19 protein-coding genes are annotated in these 18,886 nt (G+C 58.5%); 10 read left to right on the top strand and 9 right to left on the bottom strand.

Translation table 11 applies throughout. The features are described 5' to 3' along the window. Positions 1 to 21: 21 nt before the first annotated feature. From BM069_RS07035 to glmM, 3 genes are read left to right on the top strand one after another with little or no spacing between them, the layout of a single operon-like run. Positions 22 to 951: a dihydroneopterin aldolase gene (locus BM069_RS07035; protein ID WP_093322189.1), complete on the top strand. Its 930-nt coding sequence runs from the start codon at positions 22 to 24 to the stop codon at positions 949 to 951. 38 nt (positions 952 to 989) lie between these two features. Further along, on the top strand, positions 990 to 2,009 hold the full coding sequence (gene folP, locus BM069_RS07030) for a dihydropteroate synthase (RefSeq protein WP_093322187.1): 1,020 nt from the start codon (positions 990 to 992) through the stop codon (positions 2,007 to 2,009). Next, positions 1,999 to 3,345 (top strand): phosphoglucosamine mutase, encoded by a 1,347-nt coding sequence (glmM, locus tag BM069_RS07025; protein WP_093322184.1) that lies wholly within the window; start codon positions 1,999 to 2,001, stop codon positions 3,343 to 3,345. The genes folP and glmM overlap by 11 nt, the downstream gene beginning before the upstream one ends. Here the strand turns inward: glmM and BM069_RS07020 are convergent. Then, on the bottom strand, positions 3,342 to 4,262 hold the full coding sequence (locus tag BM069_RS07020; RefSeq protein WP_093322182.1) for a DMT family transporter: 921 nt from the start codon (positions 4,260 to 4,262) through the stop codon (positions 3,342 to 3,344). The two genes, glmM and BM069_RS07020, sit on opposite strands and share 4 nt — an antisense overlap. Positions 4,263 to 4,452: 190 nt before the next feature. Then, a complete protein-coding gene (gene ilvC, locus BM069_RS07015) occupies positions 4,453 to 5,475 on the bottom strand; it encodes a ketol-acid reductoisomerase (protein ID WP_093322179.1) in 1,023 nt (340 codons plus the stop codon). A 141-nt stretch (positions 5,476 to 5,616) separates the two neighbouring features. On the opposite strand from ilvC, the gene BM069_RS07010 reads away from it, so the two are divergent. The 4 genes from BM069_RS07010 to BM069_RS06995 all read left to right on the top strand — a co-directional run bounded on the left by BM069_RS07010 (position 5,617) and on the right by BM069_RS06995 (position 8,541). Next, a complete protein-coding gene (locus BM069_RS07010) occupies positions 5,617 to 6,072 on the top strand; it encodes an Lrp/AsnC family transcriptional regulator (RefSeq protein ID WP_093322176.1) in 456 nt (151 codons plus the stop codon). Further along, positions 6,069 to 6,527 carry an Lrp/AsnC family transcriptional regulator gene (locus BM069_RS07005; protein ID WP_093322174.1) on the top strand — a complete coding sequence of 153 codons (459 nt, stop codon included), beginning with the start codon at positions 6,069 to 6,071 and terminating at the stop codon, positions 6,525 to 6,527. The genes BM069_RS07010 and BM069_RS07005 overlap by 4 nt, the downstream gene beginning before the upstream one ends. Before the next feature lie 74 nt (positions 6,528 to 6,601). Beyond that, on the top strand, positions 6,602 to 7,336 hold the full coding sequence (locus tag BM069_RS07000; RefSeq protein WP_170846695.1) for a GGDEF domain-containing protein: 735 nt from the start codon (positions 6,602 to 6,604) through the stop codon (positions 7,334 to 7,336). Positions 7,337 to 7,416: 80 nt separating this feature from the next. Next, entirely contained in the window at positions 7,417 to 8,541 is a 1,125-nt protein-coding gene (locus tag BM069_RS06995; RefSeq protein ID WP_093322168.1) for an aminotransferase class V-fold PLP-dependent enzyme, read from the top strand. Between the two features lie 42 nt (positions 8,542 to 8,583). On the opposite strand, the gene BM069_RS06990 is transcribed toward BM069_RS06995, so the two are convergent. The 3 genes from BM069_RS06990 to BM069_RS06980 form a co-directional block, all read right to left on the bottom strand. Continuing rightward, on the bottom strand, positions 8,584 to 9,792 hold the full coding sequence (locus BM069_RS06990; RefSeq protein WP_093322166.1) for a UbiH/UbiF family hydroxylase: 1,209 nt from the start codon (positions 9,790 to 9,792) through the stop codon (positions 8,584 to 8,586). Positions 9,793 to 9,865: 73 nt separating this feature from the next. Further along, positions 9,866 to 10,045 carry a hypothetical protein gene (locus BM069_RS06985; RefSeq protein ID WP_093322163.1) on the bottom strand — a complete coding sequence of 60 codons (180 nt, stop codon included), beginning with the start codon at positions 10,043 to 10,045 and terminating at the stop codon, positions 9,866 to 9,868. Positions 10,046 to 10,182: 137 nt separating this feature from the next. After that, positions 10,183 to 10,827, bottom strand: coding sequence for a pyrimidine 5'-nucleotidase (locus BM069_RS06980; RefSeq protein ID WP_093322160.1), 645 nt, complete (start codon positions 10,825 to 10,827; stop codon positions 10,183 to 10,185). 100 nt (positions 10,828 to 10,927) lie between these two features. Between BM069_RS06980 and BM069_RS06975 the strand changes: the two genes are divergently transcribed. After that, the gene (locus tag BM069_RS06975) at positions 10,928 to 11,566 is read left to right on the top strand and encodes a GntR family transcriptional regulator (RefSeq protein WP_093322157.1); all 639 of its coding nucleotides are present in this window, start codon (positions 10,928 to 10,930) and stop codon (positions 11,564 to 11,566) included. Here the strand turns inward: BM069_RS06975 and BM069_RS06970 are convergent, their stop codons facing one another. Further along, positions 11,567 to 13,306: a glycosyltransferase gene (locus BM069_RS06970; RefSeq protein WP_425288668.1), complete on the bottom strand. Its 1,740-nt coding sequence runs from the start codon at positions 13,304 to 13,306 to the stop codon at positions 11,567 to 11,569. Positions 13,307 to 13,533: 227 nt separating this feature from the next. Then, on the bottom strand, positions 13,534 to 14,691 hold the full coding sequence (gene carA, locus BM069_RS06965) for a glutamine-hydrolyzing carbamoyl-phosphate synthase small subunit (RefSeq protein WP_093322152.1): 1,158 nt from the start codon (positions 14,689 to 14,691) through the stop codon (positions 13,534 to 13,536). A gap of 198 nt (positions 14,692 to 14,889) precedes the next feature. Between carA and BM069_RS06960 the strand changes: the two genes are divergently transcribed. Beyond that, on the top strand, positions 14,890 to 15,354 hold the full coding sequence (locus BM069_RS06960) for a GatB/YqeY domain-containing protein (protein WP_093322149.1): 465 nt from the start codon (positions 14,890 to 14,892) through the stop codon (positions 15,352 to 15,354). 121 nt (positions 15,355 to 15,475) lie between these two features. Then, entirely contained in the window at positions 15,476 to 16,378 is a 903-nt protein-coding gene (locus BM069_RS06955; protein WP_244503555.1) for a heparin lyase I family protein, read from the top strand. Between the two features lie 17 nt (positions 16,379 to 16,395). On the opposite strand, the gene BM069_RS06950 is transcribed toward BM069_RS06955, so the two are convergent. After that, positions 16,396 to 17,190 carry a phytanoyl-CoA dioxygenase family protein gene (locus BM069_RS06950; protein ID WP_093322147.1) on the bottom strand — a complete coding sequence of 265 codons (795 nt, stop codon included), beginning with the start codon at positions 17,188 to 17,190 and terminating at the stop codon, positions 16,396 to 16,398. A 73-nt stretch (positions 17,191 to 17,263) separates the two neighbouring features. Then, positions 17,264 to 18,682 carry a calcium-binding protein gene (locus BM069_RS20115; protein ID WP_093322144.1) on the bottom strand — a complete coding sequence of 473 codons (1,419 nt, stop codon included), beginning with the start codon at positions 18,680 to 18,682 and terminating at the stop codon, positions 17,264 to 17,266. Positions 18,683 to 18,886 lie beyond the last annotated feature (204 nt).

Raw genomic sequence — 18,886 nt, 5'->3', positions numbered from 1 at the left:
ACAGACTTTGGGAGCGCCGCCATGACCAATGAAATTCGCCTTGCATTTGCGCATCCGTCGGAGCGGTCTGAGGCTATGGCGGACGGGGCGCCGTTGGATCGGATTTCGTTGCGTGACCATACGGTCGACGTGGAGATCGGAGCGTTTCAGGCGGAACGTGGCACGACGCAGCGGGTGTGTTTCAACGTTGTGGTTGAAGTGCGCCCGATCGCTGCGCCGGTTGATGACGATGTCGACCGGATATTGTCTTATGACAAAGTGACCGAGGCGATTGCCTTTGAGTTGGCTGCCGAACGGTTGAATCTTCTGGAGACTCTGGCCGCGCGTGTCGCGGATCGCATCTTGCTGGAGCCGCAGGCGATGCGGGTTTTCGTGCGCATAGAGAAACTGGATCGTGGTCCTGGGGCCTTGGGTGTCGAGATCGTGCGCAGTCGCGCGGCACATTTGGCGCCGATCGAGGAGATCGAAGAGGAAGAAGCACCCCATCCGCGGGTGGTGTTTCTGTCCAATGCCGCGATGGAGTCGCCTTTGTTGGACGGCTGGATTGATCAATTGCAAGCACAGGGCGCACCGTTGATTTTCTGTGTTGGCGCGCCAGATGTGGCGGCACCGCAGACCGGTCACAAGATGACACAGCGGCGCGTGGATTTGCTGGCCGTGGAGCAAAACGCATGGCGGCTGGCAGCCAAGGATGATCGGTGTGTTGTGGTGGGCACCCGTACGGAACTTGATTGGGCCATGAAGAACGGCCAGATCTGTGTCTGGGCGCCGTCCAAGATTGTGCTGGACGCGGTGGACGGGCCGTCAGCCGAAACAACTGACGGTCTGGAGCTGTGCCAATGGTTTGCCGGTGAGATGGACGGGCTTCAGCTTTGTGTGATCGGGGTGGAGGCCTCGGCTGTAGGCACGGTGCCGGTGCGTTTGGTGCCCTTGGATCAGGCAGCGCTCTGAGGCTTGAGTTTTGAAGCATTTGGGCGCATTGAAACGCCATGACGACCTATTATCGCGCAATCCCGCAAACCGATGCGGCCCGACCAGCCGATGCCTTGACGCTGGCGGGCGGTTGGTGCTGGTTTTCCCATGTCGAAGTCCTGCAACGAGGATGCGCGGCGCGTGTCGTGCCCGTGGCGGATGTGCCCGAAACCATTTTGGCGCGCATGGCGTCACCGCGTTCGGAAATCGCTGGGCTGGCGATGGCGCAGCCACAGATTATGGGCATCCTGAATGTGACGCCGGATAGCTTTTCCGATGGGGGGCAGCATCAGGGCGTCGCGGATGCACAGGCCCATGCGGCCGAGATGGTTGCGCAAGGTGCATCTATCATCGATATTGGCGGTGAAAGCACTCGGCCCGGAGCTGAAGAGGTGGGAATTTCCGAAGAGATTTCCCGCACCGCTCCGGTTATCGACGCCATCCGCCGTAAAAGTGATATCCCGATCAGCATTGATACCCGCAAGTCTGACGTTGCCGAACAGGCAATTTTGGCGGGTGCGACATTGGTCAATGATGTCGCGGGTTTCACCTTTGATCCGCAACTGGGCCCCTTGGCCGCGGCGCGGGACATGCCGGTTTGCGTGATGCATGCGCAGGGTGATCCACAGACGATGCAGGCGAATCCGACCTATGACGATGTGTTGCTGGATGTTTATGACTTTCTTGAAACACAAGTTGAGGCGTTGATTTCGCAGGGAATTCCACGTGATCGCATCGTGGTTGATCCGGGCATCGGATTTGGCAAAACACTGCAACATAACCTTGCTTTGTTGGGGCGTATCAGTCTCTTTCATACGCTGGGGTGTGCCGTTTTGCTGGGAGCAAGCCGCAAACGGTTTATTGGCACCATCGGCAAAGCCCCGCTTGCCGACGCCCGTGTGCCAGGGTCAATTGCGGTCGCGCTTGAAGCTGTGGCGCAGGGCGTTCAAATTGTGCGGGTGCATGACGTGGCTGAGACCGCGCAGGCGCTGGGTCTTTGGTGGGCCGTGACGACAGGAGTTTTTTATGACGCGTAAATTTTTTGGCACCGATGGGGTGCGCGGCACTGCGAATACGTATCCGATGACAGCCGAAATGGCGCTGCGCATCGGGGCGGCCGTGGGGCGGTATTTCCGCAACGATGGCACGAACCAGCACCGCGTGGTGATCGGCAAGGACACGCGCCTGTCGGGGTACATGTTTGAGAACGCGCTGACCGCGGGTCTGACCTCGACCGGCATGAACGTGTTCCTGCTGGGGCCGGTGCCGACACCGGCTGTGGGTTTGCTAACCACGTCGATGCGAGCGGATTTGGGCGTGATGATTTCTGCGAGCCACAATCCAGCGCAGGACAACGGGATCAAGTTTTTTGGCCCTGACGGATTTAAACTCTCTGACGAAGCCGAACTGGAGATCGAAAAGCTAATCGAAAGTGGTGTTGAATCGGCGCAGGCTGACAATATCGGGCGCGCAACGCGGATTGACGACGGTCGCTTCCGCTATATCGAACGCGTCAAAGGCTCTCTGCCAAGAGATCTTCCCCTGCGTGGTGTGAAAGTTGTGGTGGATTGCGCCAATGGTGCGGCCTATCGGGCTGCGCCCGAAGCCTTGTGGGAACTGGGTGCTGAGGTGATTACCGTAGGTGTGTCTCCGAACGGTTTGAATATCAATGAAAACTGCGGGTCCACCAGCACCCGTACGGCCTGCGAAACTGTGGTCGCACACGGGGCGGATGTGGGCATTTGCCTTGATGGTGACGCGGATCGGGTGATGATTATTGACGAGACCGGCCATGTTGCGGACGGAGATCAGATCATGGGGCTGCTGGCGTCTCGCTGGGCTAAGAGCGGTCAGCTTAAGGGCGGGGCCTTGGTGGCGACGGTGATGTCCAACCTTGGGTTGGAGCGGTTTCTGGAAGGCGAAGGTCTGCGGCTGGAGCGCACCGCCGTGGGGGATCGTTATGTCGTCGAAGCAATGCGCAAGGGCGGTTACAATTTGGGTGGCGAACAGTCCGGCCATATCGTGATGACGGATCACGCCACAACCGGCGATGGTTTGATGGCGGGGTTGCAATTTCTTGCAGCGATGGTTGAGAGCGGCAAAAAAGCTTCTGAGTTGGCCAACGTGTTTGAGACGGTGCCACAGATGTTGAAGAACGTGCGCTATGGCGAGGGCCAAGCGCCCCTTGATTCGCCTTCTGTCATGCAAGCGATCGCCGATGCCGAAGCGGCGCTTGTGGGCAAAGGGCGCCTGTTGATCCGGAAGTCCGGCACAGAGCCCCTTATTCGCGTGATGGCGGAATGTGAGGATGCTCAGTTGCTTGAGCGCACGGTCGACAGTGTGGTCGATGCGGTGAAGGCTGCCGTTGCCTAGGATTTGGCGCGGCGCAGAAGGCCTTTGAGGCTGTTCCATTGGCTAACGGCCAAGCCGACCAGAACCAGAGAAAGAGCGATAAAAAACCGGAAGGGCAAGTCTTCGGAGAGCACGATTGCGCCGAAAACCATCGACCAGATTGGCACCTGATAGTTCACCAGTGTCATAAAAACGGATCCGGCGGTTTGGATGACGTGTACCCGCAGAAGGGTCGCCGCCGCCGTCGGGATCAGGCCGAGGAAAAGGATGGCGCCGCTTGTGCGCATGCCTTGCCATTCGGGGACACCATCCACCACCAGCATCAGGGGCACCAGAGGTATTGCCCCAACCAATAGGGTTAAGGCTGACAGGACCAGCGGATCAATCGGCGGGCAACGCCGTGTGATGGTGGATGAGATGGCATAGCAGAGGGCCGCCGCAAGGCAGGCCAGTTGGGCCAGAGGCTCGCTGCCGTTGCCGATGTTGGCAAGGCCGGGGCCGATCAGGACCAAGGCGCCGGAAAACCCGATCAACACACCGATCAGCCGTCGGGGGATGAGTTTTTCGTCGGAGAAAAAATGTGCCAGTGGCAGAACGAACAAGGGAACGGCTGCCATAGACACGCCGGCAAAGGCTGACGCCACGTGCGAGATGCCCCAGCTGAGCAACAGGAAGGGGATGGCAGTGGAAAAGAGGCCGATCCAGACCACAGTGGCCCAGACCCGCGGCGGCAACATTGGGATGCGGCGGCCCGTCAGAGGCAATAGCGCGAGCAACCCAAGTGCACCGAGCACTGTGCGGGCGCAGGCGACCGTCAGTGGCGGATAACCCTCCAGAGCAATGGCCATGACCATGAATGTGCCCCCCCAGACAAGCCCAAGAAGGCCAATCATGAGCCAGCTTGAGGGCGTGGGGGATGGAGGCGTTTGCGTGGACATGGAAAGACAGATTCCGGAAGGGTTCAATGGGGCGTAATGCTGGGTGGTCGATACACTGGCGCGCGTCGGTTCGGTTTGGGTTAATCATGTGTAAATGTAAAGGTTGTGCGTAATAAGTGTCACGCAAGCCTTTGATGGAGAATGAAAAAGGGCGCCATATAGGCGCCCTTGATTGATCTGATCTGATCGATCAGTTCTTTTCTTTGTCGACCATTTTGCCTGCGGAAATCCAAGGCATCATGCCGCGCAGTTTCTCGCCGGTGGCTTCGATCTGGTGCTCGTCGTTGTGGCGACGGGCCGCTTTGATGGTTGGCTGACCAACCGCGTTTTCCAGCATAAAGTCGCGTACGAATTTGCCTTCCTGAATGTCGGTCAGAACCTCTTTCATGCGGGCTTTGGTTTCGTCGTACTTCAGGATGCGTGGGCCTGTGACGTACTGGCCGTATTCCGCGGTGTTGGAGATCGAGTAGTCCATGTTGGCGATGCCGCCTTCATAGATCAGGTCAACGATCAGCTTCACTTCGTGCAGACACTCAAAGTAGGCCATTTCCGGCGCGTAGCCAGCTTCGACCAGAGTTTCGAAGCCGCAGCGGATCAGTTCCACGAGGCCGCCACAGAGAACAGCCTGTTCGCCGAAGAGGTCGGTTTCGCACTCTTCACGGAAGTTGGTTTCGATGATGCCGGAGCGGCCGCCACCGATTGCGGAGCAGTAGGACAGGCCGATTTCCAGCGCTTTGCCGGAGGCGTCGTTGTCGACAGCCACGAGGCAGGGCACGCCGCCGCCTTTGGTGTATTCGCCACGCACGGTGTGGCCCGGACCTTTGGGCGCCATCATGATCACGTCAACGCCTTCTTTCGGCTCGATCAGGCCAAAGTGTACGTTCAGGCCGTGGGCAAACGCGATCGCAGAGCCGGGCTTGATGTTGTCGTGCACGTATTTCTTGTAGGTTTCTGCCTGAAGTTCGTCGGGCATGGTGAACATGATCACATCACACCAAGCCGCTGCTTCGGCGATGCCCATAACAGTCAGGCCTTCGGCTTCGGCTTTCTTGGCAGAAGCGGAGCCTTCACGCAGAGCCACGGCCAGGTTTTTGGCGCCGGAGTCACGCAGGTTCAGCGCGTGGGCGTGGCCTTGAGAGCCGTAACCAAGGATGGCAACTTTTTTGTCTTTGATCAGGTTAATGTCGCAATCGCGATCGTAATAAACGCGCATGATGGGCGCTCCTTTTGTTGGTCTGTGTGACGTTTGAGGTGATCATAGTGCTATGTTGCGGGAAGGGGAGCGCATGAATGCATTGTTTTTTTCAAAATTTGGATGTGTTCATTCTTCAAAGTTCCAACTATTAGATGATTCATGCTTGATGATCTCGACCGCCGCATTCTCCGCTATATGCAGGACACCCCGACTCAGTCGCTGCCGGATCTGGCTGATCGGCTGACGCTTACCACGTCGCGTTTGACCCGGCGTTTGGACAAATTGCGCGACGCTGGAATTTTGCGTGGACAAAGGGCGGTGATCGATTGGCAGGTTTTGGGCTATGCGGTGGAAGTGTCGCTGAGGGTGACTTTGGACAAGACGCAATCGCGAGCGTTTGATGAGTTCATCGAGGCGGCGCGTGAAATTGCGGAAGTCACAGAGATACAGACCTTTTTGGGGCAGGTGGATGTGCGTCTTTCGGTGATTGCCCGAGATATGGCGCATTATCAGGAAGTCTATCGGAGCCGCATTCTGACGTTACCGCATATCGCGGATATTGAATCATTGATGCATGTGGCGCGGATCAAATCTGATGAAAGCCTGCCGTTATGATTGATCTGGATGACATTGACCGCGGTCTTCTTGCCGCTTTGGCGGACGATGCAACCCAAAACGCGGGTGCTTTGGGGCGCCGGTTCGGTTTGAGCCAACCGGCAACCTGGCGGCGGATCAGGCGGTTGACCGAGAGCGGGGCAATCGCGGGGCGTAAGCTGGATCTGGATCGCGAAAAACTGGGTTTTGGTGTGACCGTGTTTTTGGGTGTCAAACTTGCCACCAAGGGGCGGGTCAGTCTTGAGGATTTTGAACGGGCGGTCACGGCCATACCGGAAGTACAAACGGTAGAGCACGTGCTGGGCATGTATGACTATCGTTTGCGGGTGGTGGCGCGCGACATTGCCGATTTCGAGAGAGTTTTACGCCGCAGGATCATGACGTTGCCAGGTGTCGGAAATGTCGAGGCCAATGTGTTACTCAGCGAGGAACGGCGGCCAGGGCCATTGGGATGATTTTTGAGGTAGGGCTCACTGAACGTTAACGCCTTCCGGCTATGTCGAAGAAAACGACACTGGGGATGGTGCGAATGCAGGCAAGTACCAAAGAGATTGTCGCCAAGGTGGCAGCGGTTACGATTTTTGTGAACGGGTGCGTGGTCTTCGTTGCGAGTTTTCTAACAGAGCGGGAGGAATGGGCGGCTGATCTGCCAATCGTGATACTCCTTGCAACCGCCCTCACGGTCGGGGTCAGTTGGAGCCTCGCGCGGCAGGTGAAGAAGTCGCATGCCCTTACGCAGGAATTGCAACGGGTCCTGAACCGAGACCGATTGACCAACGTGGCCAGCCGCGACTTGTTTTTCTCCGAAGTGGAAAGACGAAGCAACATGCAGGGCGTGATCCTGATGGTTGATTTGGACCGGTTCAAAGCGATCAACGATAAGCATGGCCATCAGATCGGCGACCAGGTGATACGTGATGTTGCTGTGCAATTGTCCGGAAACATCAGGGGTGAAGACCTGATCTGCCGCTTTGGTGGTGCACAATTTCTGATTTTTCTCAATCGTCAGGACGAAACTACCGGCGCGTCAATAGGTGAGCGTCTGCGCGGAGTGATCGAGAAACGCCTAACCCCGATTGGGAAAGGCGAGACAGTGAATGTCACGGTGTCTCTTGGCGCTGCCCGCATGGACAATGCCGGTGAGCTTGACCAAGCCATCGGGCTCGCGGGAGACGCGCTTTTGTCGGCCAAGGAAGGCGGGCGCAACCGTTTGGTGGTCAGCTGGCGCGATGTGGAGACGGAGAGCTTTTCGGATGCGGCCTAAAGCTGTTTCCTGAGCTTTGCCCGTTTTCTTTTTGAAGCTCGAACCCTAGGGTGACGGCAAATGCTATTTGGGAGGCAACTATGGCGCATGAATCGGTGGTAGACCCGAACGGGTTGCAGGAGTTTTCGGTTGTTTTTACGGACCGGTCCCTGAACCATATGAGTGCATCCTTTCAGCAGGTCATGCGTGACATTTCGGACCTTTTGAAAGAGGTCTACAACGCGGATGGCGTGGCCTTGGTGCCAGGTGGCGGGACTTTTGGAATGGAAGCCGTCGCGCGGCAGTTTGCGCGGGGTGCGCGTACGCTTGTGGTGCGCAACGGTTGGTTTTCCTATCGCTGGAGCCAGATTTTCGAGACCGGCGGGTTTGCGGCCGAAAGCACGGTGATGAAAGCGCGCCAAACCGGCAACGGAGCGACTGCGCCCTTTGCGCCAGCGCCGATTTCGGATGTGGTGGCACGTATCCGAGCCGAAAAACCCGAGATTGTTTTCGCCCCGCATGTGGAAACCAGCGCAGGGGTAATCCTGCCTGACGACTATATCGCCGAGATGGCGGCGGCGGCGCATGAGGTTGGCGCGCTGATGGTGCTGGATTGTATCGCGTCGGGCTGTGCTTGGATCGACATGAAGGCGCTGGGTGTGGATGTTTTGTGTTCGGCACCGCAAAAAGGATGGAGCGCGTCGCCCTCTGCTGGATTGGTGATGATGTCAGGCAAGGCGCTGGAACGACTGGAAAATACACAGTCCGACAGCTTTGCAATCGACCTCAAGAAGTGGCGCGACATCATGGCGGCCTATGAAAATGGCGGCCATGCCTACCATGCCACGATGCCGACTGACGCGCTCAAGGCCTTTCGCGACACAATGGTGGAAACCAAAGACTATGGCTTTGACAAACTGCGTGATGCGCAGTGGGCGTTGGGCGATGGTGTTCGGGCGATGCTGGCCGATAAAGGCATCACATCCGTGGCCGCCGAAGGTTTTGGTGCGCCCGGTGTGGTCGTGAGCTACACCAGCGATGCGGGCGTTCAGAACGGCAGCAAGTTTGCAGCCAAGGGCATGCAGATCGCGGCCGGTGTGCCGCTTGCTTGCGATGAGCCGGATGGGTTCATGACGTTCCGGCTGGGCCTTTTCGGGCTGGACAAGCTTTATGACGTCGAGGGCACGATGGCGCGGCTGAAGGCCGTGCTGGATGAGGTGCTTTGAAGCGCTAATCCGTTGGGTATAGATTTTGCTTGGCGCGCGCAGCTATCGCGCGCCAAGTCCCATTTGCATGAGGGTCTTGCGGACCGGCGCCAGAGAGTAGAGCGCGTTGAGCCCCATGGCGCGTGCATCGCGCAGGGGGCGTGCCTCCACCATTGAGGCGCGATTGAGCATGTCGATGCCTTGCACGCGCAATTTTACTTCGGCAAATCGTTTGCGGTGATAGGTTTTGAGCATCTGCTCATCACCCAGTCGATCCGGATTGGCGACGGCGAGATCCAGCAGCACACGCATGTCCCCAAGGCTCATGTTGAGACCCTGCGCGCCAATCGGCGGGACCACATGGGCGGCTTCTGCCACGAGCGCCAGCCGTTCGCCATAAAGGCTGGCGGCAGATTGCGAGATAATCGGCCAGATGGTGCGGCGTGAGGCGAGTTTGAGTGGGCCGAAAAGAGCGCAGCTGCGTTCGGTCATTTCGGCCTCAAAAGCGGCCTCATCCATTTCAAACAGTTCATTGGCGCGGGCGCTGCGTTCCATCCAAACCAGTGCAGAAGAGGGCATGCCATTGTAATCTGGCAGCGGCACCAGCGTGAAAGGACCGCCTGAGCGATGAATTTCCGTGGACACGTTTGCGTGCGGAATCGGATGGGTCACCGCGAGTGCAAGAGCCTTTTGACCATAGCGTGTCGTGTGAACGTTGATGTCGGCAGCCTCGCGCATGGGCGAGTTGCGCCCGTCTGCGGCAATCACAAGGCGCGCGGTTGTCTGAGTGCCATCGGTCAGACCGACGCGGGCTTCGTTCAGCCGTGTGAACAGGGTTTTGGTCGCTGTGCCTAGGCGCAGGTCGACGTTGGGCAAATCCTGCAGGCGGGCCAGCATTTCGCGGCGCAGCAGCCAATTCGGTAGATTCCAGCCGAAAGGCTGATCCGAAATATCTGCGGCATCGAAATTCTTGATGATGCGCGGCTCAGGCAATTCACCTCCGGCATCGACAATGCGCATCACCTGCAACGGGGCCGCGTGCGGGGCGAGCCGGTCCCAGAGGCCGGCCTCATCCAAAAGGGTTCGCGCGGGTTGCAGAAAGGCGGTTGTGCGCAGATCAGAGCCCTGCGCGTCACGGTCGGTCACAGGTGGTGTGGGGTCGACGCATTGCACCGAAAATCCGGCAGACCCAAAGGCCGCAGCGGCGGTCAGGCCGGCAATGCCACCCCCTGAAATCAGGACATCAACGGTTGCGGATTCGGATTTGGTCATGCGCGGGGCCTCCTGCGGGCGACGATACGCCCGAAGGAGAGAGGGTTAAAGGGGGCGAAATGTCCCTTGGCGGTCATCCGCGCGAGATAATGATCAGAAGCGTATAGATCACCGGAACCGCGCATAGCGCAGGAATATAGAGACCGGGGATACCGAAGATCGCAATGGCGCCGCCCCAGAGAAGCACGGCAAGTAAAAGCACAGCATAGATCGCAATCAGGGTTTTGTTCGACACAGGTTCGGTGGATGCCATTTGTACAAGCTCCTTAGGGCGCGCACCTTATATCAGGCGGCGTCAGGTTCGGCGTTTTGGTGTATGTGACATGCATCTAAGCCTCTCGCTGGCAAGTGCGATCAGGCAGTTTGTCGCAAGGCGGAAACCCGCAGGGGTCAGGTCAGCTTTCCGAGGAATTCTGTGAGGTCGGGCGTGTGGTGATGCACGTGGTCCGCGCCTGCGTCTTCGGGGGCGACATGGACCGTGCGCATGCCCATTTCGTGCGGAACCTGCAGGTTGCGCAGATCGTCTTCGAACATTGCGGCGCGTGTGGGGTCGACGTCGGCCTTTTCAAACACGGTCTCAAACGCCGCGCGTTCCGGCTTGGGCAGGAAATCCGCGTTTTCCACGCCGTAAACACCGTCAAACAAGTTGGACAGGCCGCGCGCCTCCAGCACCCGTTCTGCATAAGGCGCGGTGCCGTTGGTATAAACGATACGTTGCCCCGGGAGATTCTGGATATGGCTGCGCAGGGTGAGATCGGCGCTCAGATGATCAAGCGAGATCTCGTGCACGTCGTGAAGGTAGGGACCGGGGTCAACGTTGTGTTCGCGCATGAGACCGGTCAGCGTGGTGCCGTAGCGGGCCCAGTAATCCTGACGCAGATGATCGGCTGTCGGGCGATCCACGCCCAGCGACGTCATGACATAGTTCGTCATGCGCACCTCGATCTGGTCAAAAAGGCGCATTGCGGGCGGGTATAGGGTGTTGTCGAGGTCAAACACCCAGGTGTCGACATGGGCAAAGGAAGTTTTTGGCATAGGAGTGGTGTTACGCCGATGCGGTCGGCGACGCAATGGCGGGGTTGCATCACGACGCCTTGCGCGTAATCTGGCGGGCATCGCAGATGGAGACCAACACATGGCACAAGGCCAGCGCCCGAACAAAGACGCCTACACGCTTATTCTTGAGGCGATAGATGTTGGTGTCTACAAGCCCGGCGACCGGCTTGTTGAAAGTGATTTGGCAGAACGTTTCGGGGTGTCCCGTACGCCGATCCGAGAGGCGCTCCAGAGGCTTGAAACGCAGTCGTTGCTGGCGCGCGACGGGCGGAGTCTGATTGTGAATTCGCTTGATCACAATCAGATGGCCGAACTTTATGTTGTGCGCACGGAGCTGGAAGGTCTGGCGGCGCGGCTGGCGGCGCGGCATGCGACGGTGGAAGAAGTGCGTGTGTTGCAGGATATGGTGGACAGCGATCAGAAGCTGGTGAACGATCCGTCTGCTTTGGCGCGTTCCAACCGTCGGTTTCACAAGCAGATTCATCTGGCGAGCCACAACCGGTATCTGGTGCAGCAACTGGATCTCGTACATCGTTCAATGGCCTTGATGGCGACCACATCGATCGCGGCCGAAGGGCGGGGAGAAGATACGTTGGTGGAGCATCAGGCCATTGTGGACGCGATCCGTGACCGTGACGAGGACGGCGCATATGAGGCCTTGCGCACCCATATCAGCACGGCGTTTGTGACGCGGCTGAAGGCGGAAAACGAAGGCTAATCAGTCGGTGGCGTGTGCGTTGTGAACGAGGTCGGTGGCTTCGGCCGTTTTGCCGTGCTCGGTTTTGTCCCAGTAATACGGGGCAACCAGCAACTCGATCAGCCCTTTGTAGGCCGCGAACGTGGCCAAGGGAAAATAGAGCACCATCGTTGGAACCCAAACTATCAGTCGCTTGCGGCCTGAATGCGCCGCTGCAGCGATCCATGCGGTGAGGTTTGAGCCCGATGAGAGCAACAATGCGATGGTAAGCCATGCCGGAACGGCAAAAGCACCTGAGCCGAGAGGTGGCGCGATCTGGGCAAAGGCGGCGGCCCAGACAACCCACAACAGAGGGGCCAGAAAAAACTGGCTGAGGGTTGTGAGGAAAACCAGTTGAAACCCGCAAAATTGCCGTGGCCCGAGGTCGTGCCAAAGCCGGACGGGGTCGCGCATGTGGACGAGATACGTGACCATATACCCCTTCAGCCATCGAGAGCGTTGACGGATCCACGCAATGGGGCGGCAATTGGCCTCTTCCATCGTTACGGTCTGGATCAACTCTGTCCGAAAACCAAAGCGGGCCAGCCGGTAGCCGAGGTCGGCATCTTCCGTCACGTTGTGGGCGTCCCAGCCGCCGGCCTGTTCGATGGCGTCGCGACGTAGAAATAATGTGGTGCCCCCCAGTGGAATCGCGAGTTTCAAATTTGCGAGGCCCGGCAAAATGATGCGGAACCAAGTGGCGTATTCCACGGCAAAACACCGTGATATCCAGTTGGTGTCGGGATTGTAGAAATCCAGAATACCTTGCAAACAGGCGACCTCTTTGGGGGCGGCAGCAAAATGGGCGGCGACTTGTTCGAGCTGATCCGGCGCCGGTGCATCCTCTGCGTCCCAGATGCCAATGATGTCCCCTTTGCAGAAATCCAACGCGTAATTCAGCGCGCGGGGTTTGGTGGTCAGGCCTGCGCCATCGGGCACCACAACAACCCGCATCCATTTGGGCAAAATGGTGCGGGCGATGGTGTCGTGGGTGACGGTGTCTGTTTCCTCAAGCACCAGCACAACCTCCAGAAGGGCGCGGGGATAGGTGAGGCGGGTCAGGCGCCGGATCAGGGCGCGGGCAATCTCTTTTTCACGAAATAGAGGCACCATTACCGAAATGCGTGGCAAGGGCGCAGGTGATGCCGGCGGTGGCGCGCGCGCCGGTTTGCGAGCAAAAGCTACAAGTGCTGCCACGCGCAAGGCTGTTGCCGCTGCGAGTGTCACAATGGCCCACGTCACCGCAGCAAAAAACAGCATCCGAGGGACGAAAGCTGCGAAGAAAAGAAGCGCGATGAGCGCCGACGTCAACGCGACCTTGGCCCTAAGAGACCGCTTGTCCCAACCGCGGCAACTGAAGCGCGGATGAGGCCTGTTTTCGGCCAGTTTGGTCAGAGTTTGGCGCGAGAGACGTGCAGCCGCGGCTGCAACCTCGGCCTCTGGTGCGATGACGAAGTGTGCCTTGCTGAAAGGCAGAGGCAGAGCTCGCCGGAGAGAGGCGATGTGGTCAGGTCGCCCCGTGACGAAAGTTGCCTGACCTCTGTCTCGACGCCAAGGCAAGACGTTGTGTTTGAGGCAGAACTCCGGTGGCAGCAGCGGCAAAAGTTCCGGTTCCGGAAGTTCTTTTGACAGATCAACGAGCCGCATGCCCGTGCGCTCCGCATGCAGGCGCCAGTACCGAACAGGGGTCAGCCAGCCCCGTGACAGCAGAATTTCCGCCAAGGTTGCGTTCCAGATCCGCTGCCGTTGGAGCGCGAAGAACAATTGCCAAGGTGTTATCCAACCACGTTCCACAAGGTCTCGTCCCAAAGGGATAGGCGGAAGGTCAGGCCGTAAATTTCGGCGCGGCGCCAGATTGGGTCGCGGCTGGTTCATAGAAATCACCCCGCAGAAGCATCAAAGCAAGTCTGCGGGGTTTAGGGTTAATGATTGGTTAATCCGGGAAAGGATCAGTTGGCGCGGGCGGCCATGTTGGCTGCGAATTTCTCAAAGAGATAGAAGCTGTCCTGCGGGCCCGGGCTGGCTTCGGGGTGGTGCTGAACCGAGAAGACCGGTTTGTCCGCAAGGCGGATGCCGCAGTTGGAACCGTCAAAGAGCGACACGTGGCTTTCGACCACGCCTTTGGGCAGGGTTTGGGCATCCACGGCGAAGCCATGGTTCATCGAGGTGATTTCCACCTTGCCGGTGTCGTGATCTTTGACCGGATGGTTTGCGCCGTGATGGCCGTGGTTCATCTTGACCGTCTTGGCACCCAGCGCCAATGCGAGCATCTGGTGGCCCAAGCAAATTCCGAAAACTGGCAGGTCGGCCTCAAGAACGCCTTTGATCATCGGCACGGCGTATTCGCCGGTCGCTGCCGGATCGCCGGGGCCGTTGGACAGGAACACACCATCGGGGTTGTGGGCCAACACCTCCTCAGCGGTCGCAGTGGCGGGCAGGACAGTGACGTCACAGCCAGCGGATGCGAGGCAGCGCAGGATGTTGCGTTTCGCGCCAAAATCGACTGCGACGACCTTGTGCTTTGGCGCGTCTTGCGTCGGGTAGCCATCTGGCCATGCCCAGCGCATTTCGTTCCAGTGGTAGGACTGTGCGCAGGTCACGTCTTTGGCGAGGTCCAGACCTTCGAGACCGGCAAACGCGCGGGCCTTGGCGACCAGAGCTTCGATGTCGAAGTTGCCTTCGGGGTCATGGGCCAGTGCGACATGCGGCGCGCCCTGCTGACGGATGGCGCGGGTCAGGCGGCGGGTATCTATGCCTCCAACGGCGATGCGACCACGGGAGGCCAGCCAGTTGGAGAGCGTGTCAACAGAGCGCCAGTTGGAGGGCTCGGTCGGATCCCATTTCACGACCATGCCCTCGGCCACGGGATCGCCCGTTTCGTCATCTTCGGGCGTTACGCCGGTGTTGCCGATGTGAGGAAAAGTGAAGGTCACAACCTGGCCTGCATAGGAGGGGTCGGTCATGATTTCCTGATAGCCGGTCATTGCTGTGTTGAAGCAGAGTTCGGCGACGGTTTCGCCTGTGGCGCCGAAGCCGCGTCCGTAAAACAACGTCCCATCGGCAAGAGCAAGACATGCGGTCGGGTGGGATGGGGCTTTATGGGCCATGGCGCGACTCTCCGGCTGACAAATTGTCGGGAAACTATGTCGGAGCCCCCATGGCGTCAAGGCGAAGAGTTAAGTATCGGTCAAAAGGCGCAGAAGCCCTTATTTTTATGGGCGTGATAGCGCAATCTGAATCGTTGCACGCCCGTTGGCCTTTCTATATTGTCCGGAACTTGTGTTTGGCAGCTAATGGCAAAGTAGATGACTCTGAGAGATGACCTCAACGCGAACTTGAAACAGGCGATGCGCGATCGTGCGGCAGACCGCCTGTCCACGCTTCGGCTGATCAGTGCGGCAATCAAAGACCGCGATATCGCGGCCCGCGGCGAAGGCGAGGACACGAGCGGCGTGAATGACGCCGAAATTCTTGCCATTCTGGCGAAGATGGTAAAGCAGCGTCAGGAAAGCGCACGCACCTATGAAGAGGGTGGACGGCTTGATCTGGCGGAGCGCGAGATGAACGAAATCACGGTCATCGAAGAGTTTTTGCCCAAGCAGCTGAGCGATGACGAAGTGGTTGCGGCTGTAGAGGCGGCTGTGGCCGAGGTTGGCGCCGAGTCGATCCGCGACATGGGCAAGGTGATGGGGGCCTTGAAGGCGAAATACACCGGCCAGATGGATTTCGGCAAAGTCGGCCCGAAGGTGAAAGATCAGCTGAGCAAGTAAGTTTGCGTTCAGTTTGAGTTGAAAGGCCCGCCATTGGCGGGCCTTTTTGTTTGGGCGTAAGTTGGACTTGCTAGGCGTCCGCGGTGTCGTAAGATCAGTCATGTTTTTTTGAGGTGAATTTGTGAAAACTCTATTTGTTGCAGCGCTGAGTGCTGCGTTGGCTCTGGGCGGCGGTGCGTCGGCCAAGGAAAAGCAATTGCGCAACGCGATCACTAAGAAAGTAAAGATCGAAGATCTGTCGTTTCGCGGCAAGTACCGGTTCGGAATGGTGAAGCAGCCAACCAGACGCGGTGCCAAGGCACAGAGGTTCGAAATCCGGCATGGCGATTGCGGGCAATCCAGCGGGTGGAGTGATTGCCAAACGGATCGCGGCCGCGTCGAAATGAAAGAACGGCCCAAAAACAGCATGTCCAAACCTGGCAAGGGAGTCTGGTACGGCTATTCCTTGTTGATCCCGTCGGACTTTGTCAGTTTGGGTAAAGGCAATACCATGTTGGGGCAGGTAAAGGCCGAAGGGTGGTTGATGCCCATGTGGTCGCTGACCTTTAATGACTATCCGTACCTTAACTTCGCAGACAATCAGCAATGCCGCCTCGGGTCCTTGGCGTCCTGGAAGGGACGATGGATCGATCTGACGATTTTTGCGCATTATGCGACCAGCGGTCAGCCTGTCTATTTCCAGCTGTTTAAGGATGGCAAACTTCTTTGCCAGCGAAAGACGCCGTTTGTGCCATCAGAGTTTACGAAAAGGACACCGAAACTGGGGTTAAAATACGGAATTTATAACAGTTTTGTCAGTCGCTATCTTGCCCAACATGGGCGCACGCCGGCGGCGGCCAAAGCATATGCCCAGTCTCATGAAGGCGGGAAATCCAAAAGCCCATCACCGACGCCGTTCAAATTTGACTGGGGCGTGCAGCTACCGACACATGTGATCTACTATGACGAGATGCGGTATGGCAGTCGCCGCGAGGATGTAGATGTCAAAATGCTAGAAGCGCGCGGTGTGCCGCCGGTCGACTGATCGGTTTCGGAAGCAGCTTAGGCGCGTGGGAGGAGCATCGGGAACCAGTCTTCGCGCAACTTCTGCCCCTCAGACATGTCATGGCCGGGAAATGGTGGCGACGTCGGGCCCGGGCGGGTGACATAGCGTGCGTCATCCCCCAAAAGGCGCAACGAGAACGCGCGGCGGCGCGCGGTGGCTTGGTTGCCGCGGGCACCGTGTAGGATGTGGTAGTTGAAAGCGACCGCATCGCCCGGCTCCATCTCCCACTCCAGAATGCGCATGCCTTCCGCCTCGGGGTCGGGTATGGGCATGTAGTCGTCCTCGTTAGGAAAAAAGCTCTCCTCGGACACCCAGCGGGTGGGCAGGACGGGTTTTTCCCATCGATGTGAACCGGCGACCAAGCGCAGTGTGGCGTCTTTCACAGGGTCAAGCGGGGACCAGAAGCTGAGGGTTTGGGTGCCTTCGACGAAATAGTAAGGCCCGTCAGTGTGCCATGGCGTTGCCATCGATGTGCCAGGCTCCTTGACCAGTACATGGTCGTGAAACATCTGTACGGTTTGCGATTGCATCAGTTGCGCCGCAACCGTGGCGGCGTCGCTCTGGGTGATGACGTCCTGAAATTCAGGAATGCGCTGCCAATTACAGTAGTCGTCAAAGAAACGGCCGGTTTCGCCGCTCTTTTTGTTTTCCGAGGCATAGGGGCCGGGTTCCGCCATATTGCGCGCAACGCCTGCCCGCAGGGTCTCCAGATGATCCGCGAACAGCCCGCGAATGATCGCGACTCCGTCGGTTTGAAAGCTGTCGATCTCATGCTGTGTGACCGTGACCATGGGGCGCCCTCTCTATTGTCCGGAGAGCAGATTGCGCCCCGCAGGGCGCAAGGTCAATTGCGGAAGCGACGCGTTAGAAGAGGAAGTCGTCGTCGGTGATGTCGGCGGCCAATACGTTCGCCAAAAGGATCGAGATGCCGTTGTCCATCGCGATCAGTGCGCCGTCTGTTGTGTCGGTAACGGTGTAGGGACTGTAGCCGGTGGTGATCTCGATCAGGTCAATGCCGTCTTCGAAGTCCACAATGGTGTTGGTTGCGCCCGCCGCATCAGTGGAAAATTCGAAGATATCCGCATCAGAACCGCCGCGCAAAGTGTCCGCACCGGGACCGCCGATCAGCACATCTGCCCCTGAGCCACCGAAGACGACATCATCGCCAGCCCCGCCATCAACGGTGTCATTGCCACTGTTGCCGAATAGCAGGTCGTTGTCGTCACCGCCCTGCATAACGTCGTCGTTACGACCGCCGGACAGAACATCCGAGCCGTCGCCGCCAAACATGGTGTCATTCCCGTCACCGCCGCGCAGGGTATCGTTGCCGTCTTCGCCGGACAGCAGATCGTTGCCTGCGTCGCCGTCGATTTCGTCGTTGCCACGTCCGCCATAGACTCTGTCATTGCCGTCGCCACCGGAAGACACATCATTGCCTCCACCAGCCCAGATTGTGTCATTCCCATCGTCACCAAAGATCAGGTCGTCATGATCTTTGCCGGACAAACGGTCGTTGCCTGCGCCCCCGAACATGGTGTCTTCGCCGGCGCCTCCGGTCATCTGGTCGTTGCCGTCGCCGCCCCACATCAGGTCGTTGCCTCCGCCGCCCTTGAGGCGGTCATTGCCATCGCCACCGTCAATCAGATCGTTGCCGTGGTCGCCTGACAGGATGTCGCGATCCGCACCGCCAAAGAGGCTGTCATCCCCGTCGCCGCCTCGAAGCGAGTCAATGCCCGCGCCGCCGCCAATGAGATCATCTCCGTCGTCACCAAAAATGGTGTCGTTGCCGGTGCCACCCAAGGCCGTGTCGTTGCCTGTGCCGCCATGGATTGTGTCGTTGCCGTCGCCACCTTCGATGTGGTCGTCATCAGCACCGCCGCCAAGCCAATCGTTGCCCAAGCCGCCAAGAAGCGTGTCAAACCCGTCGCCGCCGGTCATGCTGTCATCGCCGCCTTGACCTTCTAGACGGTCATCGCCACCACCGCCGTCGATGTCGTCCTGACCGTCGTCGGCAAAGACGATATCGTTAAGTGCACCACCGACGAAAGTGTCGTTTCCGTCCCCTGCAACAAATGTAAGGCGCCCAGCCAGCACCACCACGGTTTCCTCGTCGGGGCCACCAATGGCGAGCGAGTTGATTGGAAAGATGTGTGGCAGAAAGCCGGTGAAGAAGAAGGTCAGGTCATAGGGTCCCACCGAGAGAATGATCTCTTCTTCGGTTTGAACCGGCAGTGGTGTGTAAAGGCTTTCCAGTGTTGGGAGAACAGGCAAAATGACAGGCATAACGACTTCCAATTGTTAAAGCGGCCCCCACGCGGGGAGCCGAAAACACGCGGGTCGTGCGCTCGGTCTTTCATCCCCCCTAAGGCCGGTGGCTGAACAGAATTTCCCTCGCACGGCAGTCAGTGCGCATTTTTGGGAGAATGCGGTTTTTTACTGGCTATATTGTGGCGAGAATGCGGCATGGGCGCCAATCGGTCAAGGCTA

The organism is Shimia haliotis (assembly GCF_900114415.1).
Lineage (GTDB): Bacteria > Pseudomonadota > Alphaproteobacteria > Rhodobacterales > Rhodobacteraceae > Shimia > Shimia haliotis.
The sequence above is the reverse complement of the archived record's forward strand: the minus strand, read 5'-3'. Positions and strand labels throughout refer to the sequence as shown.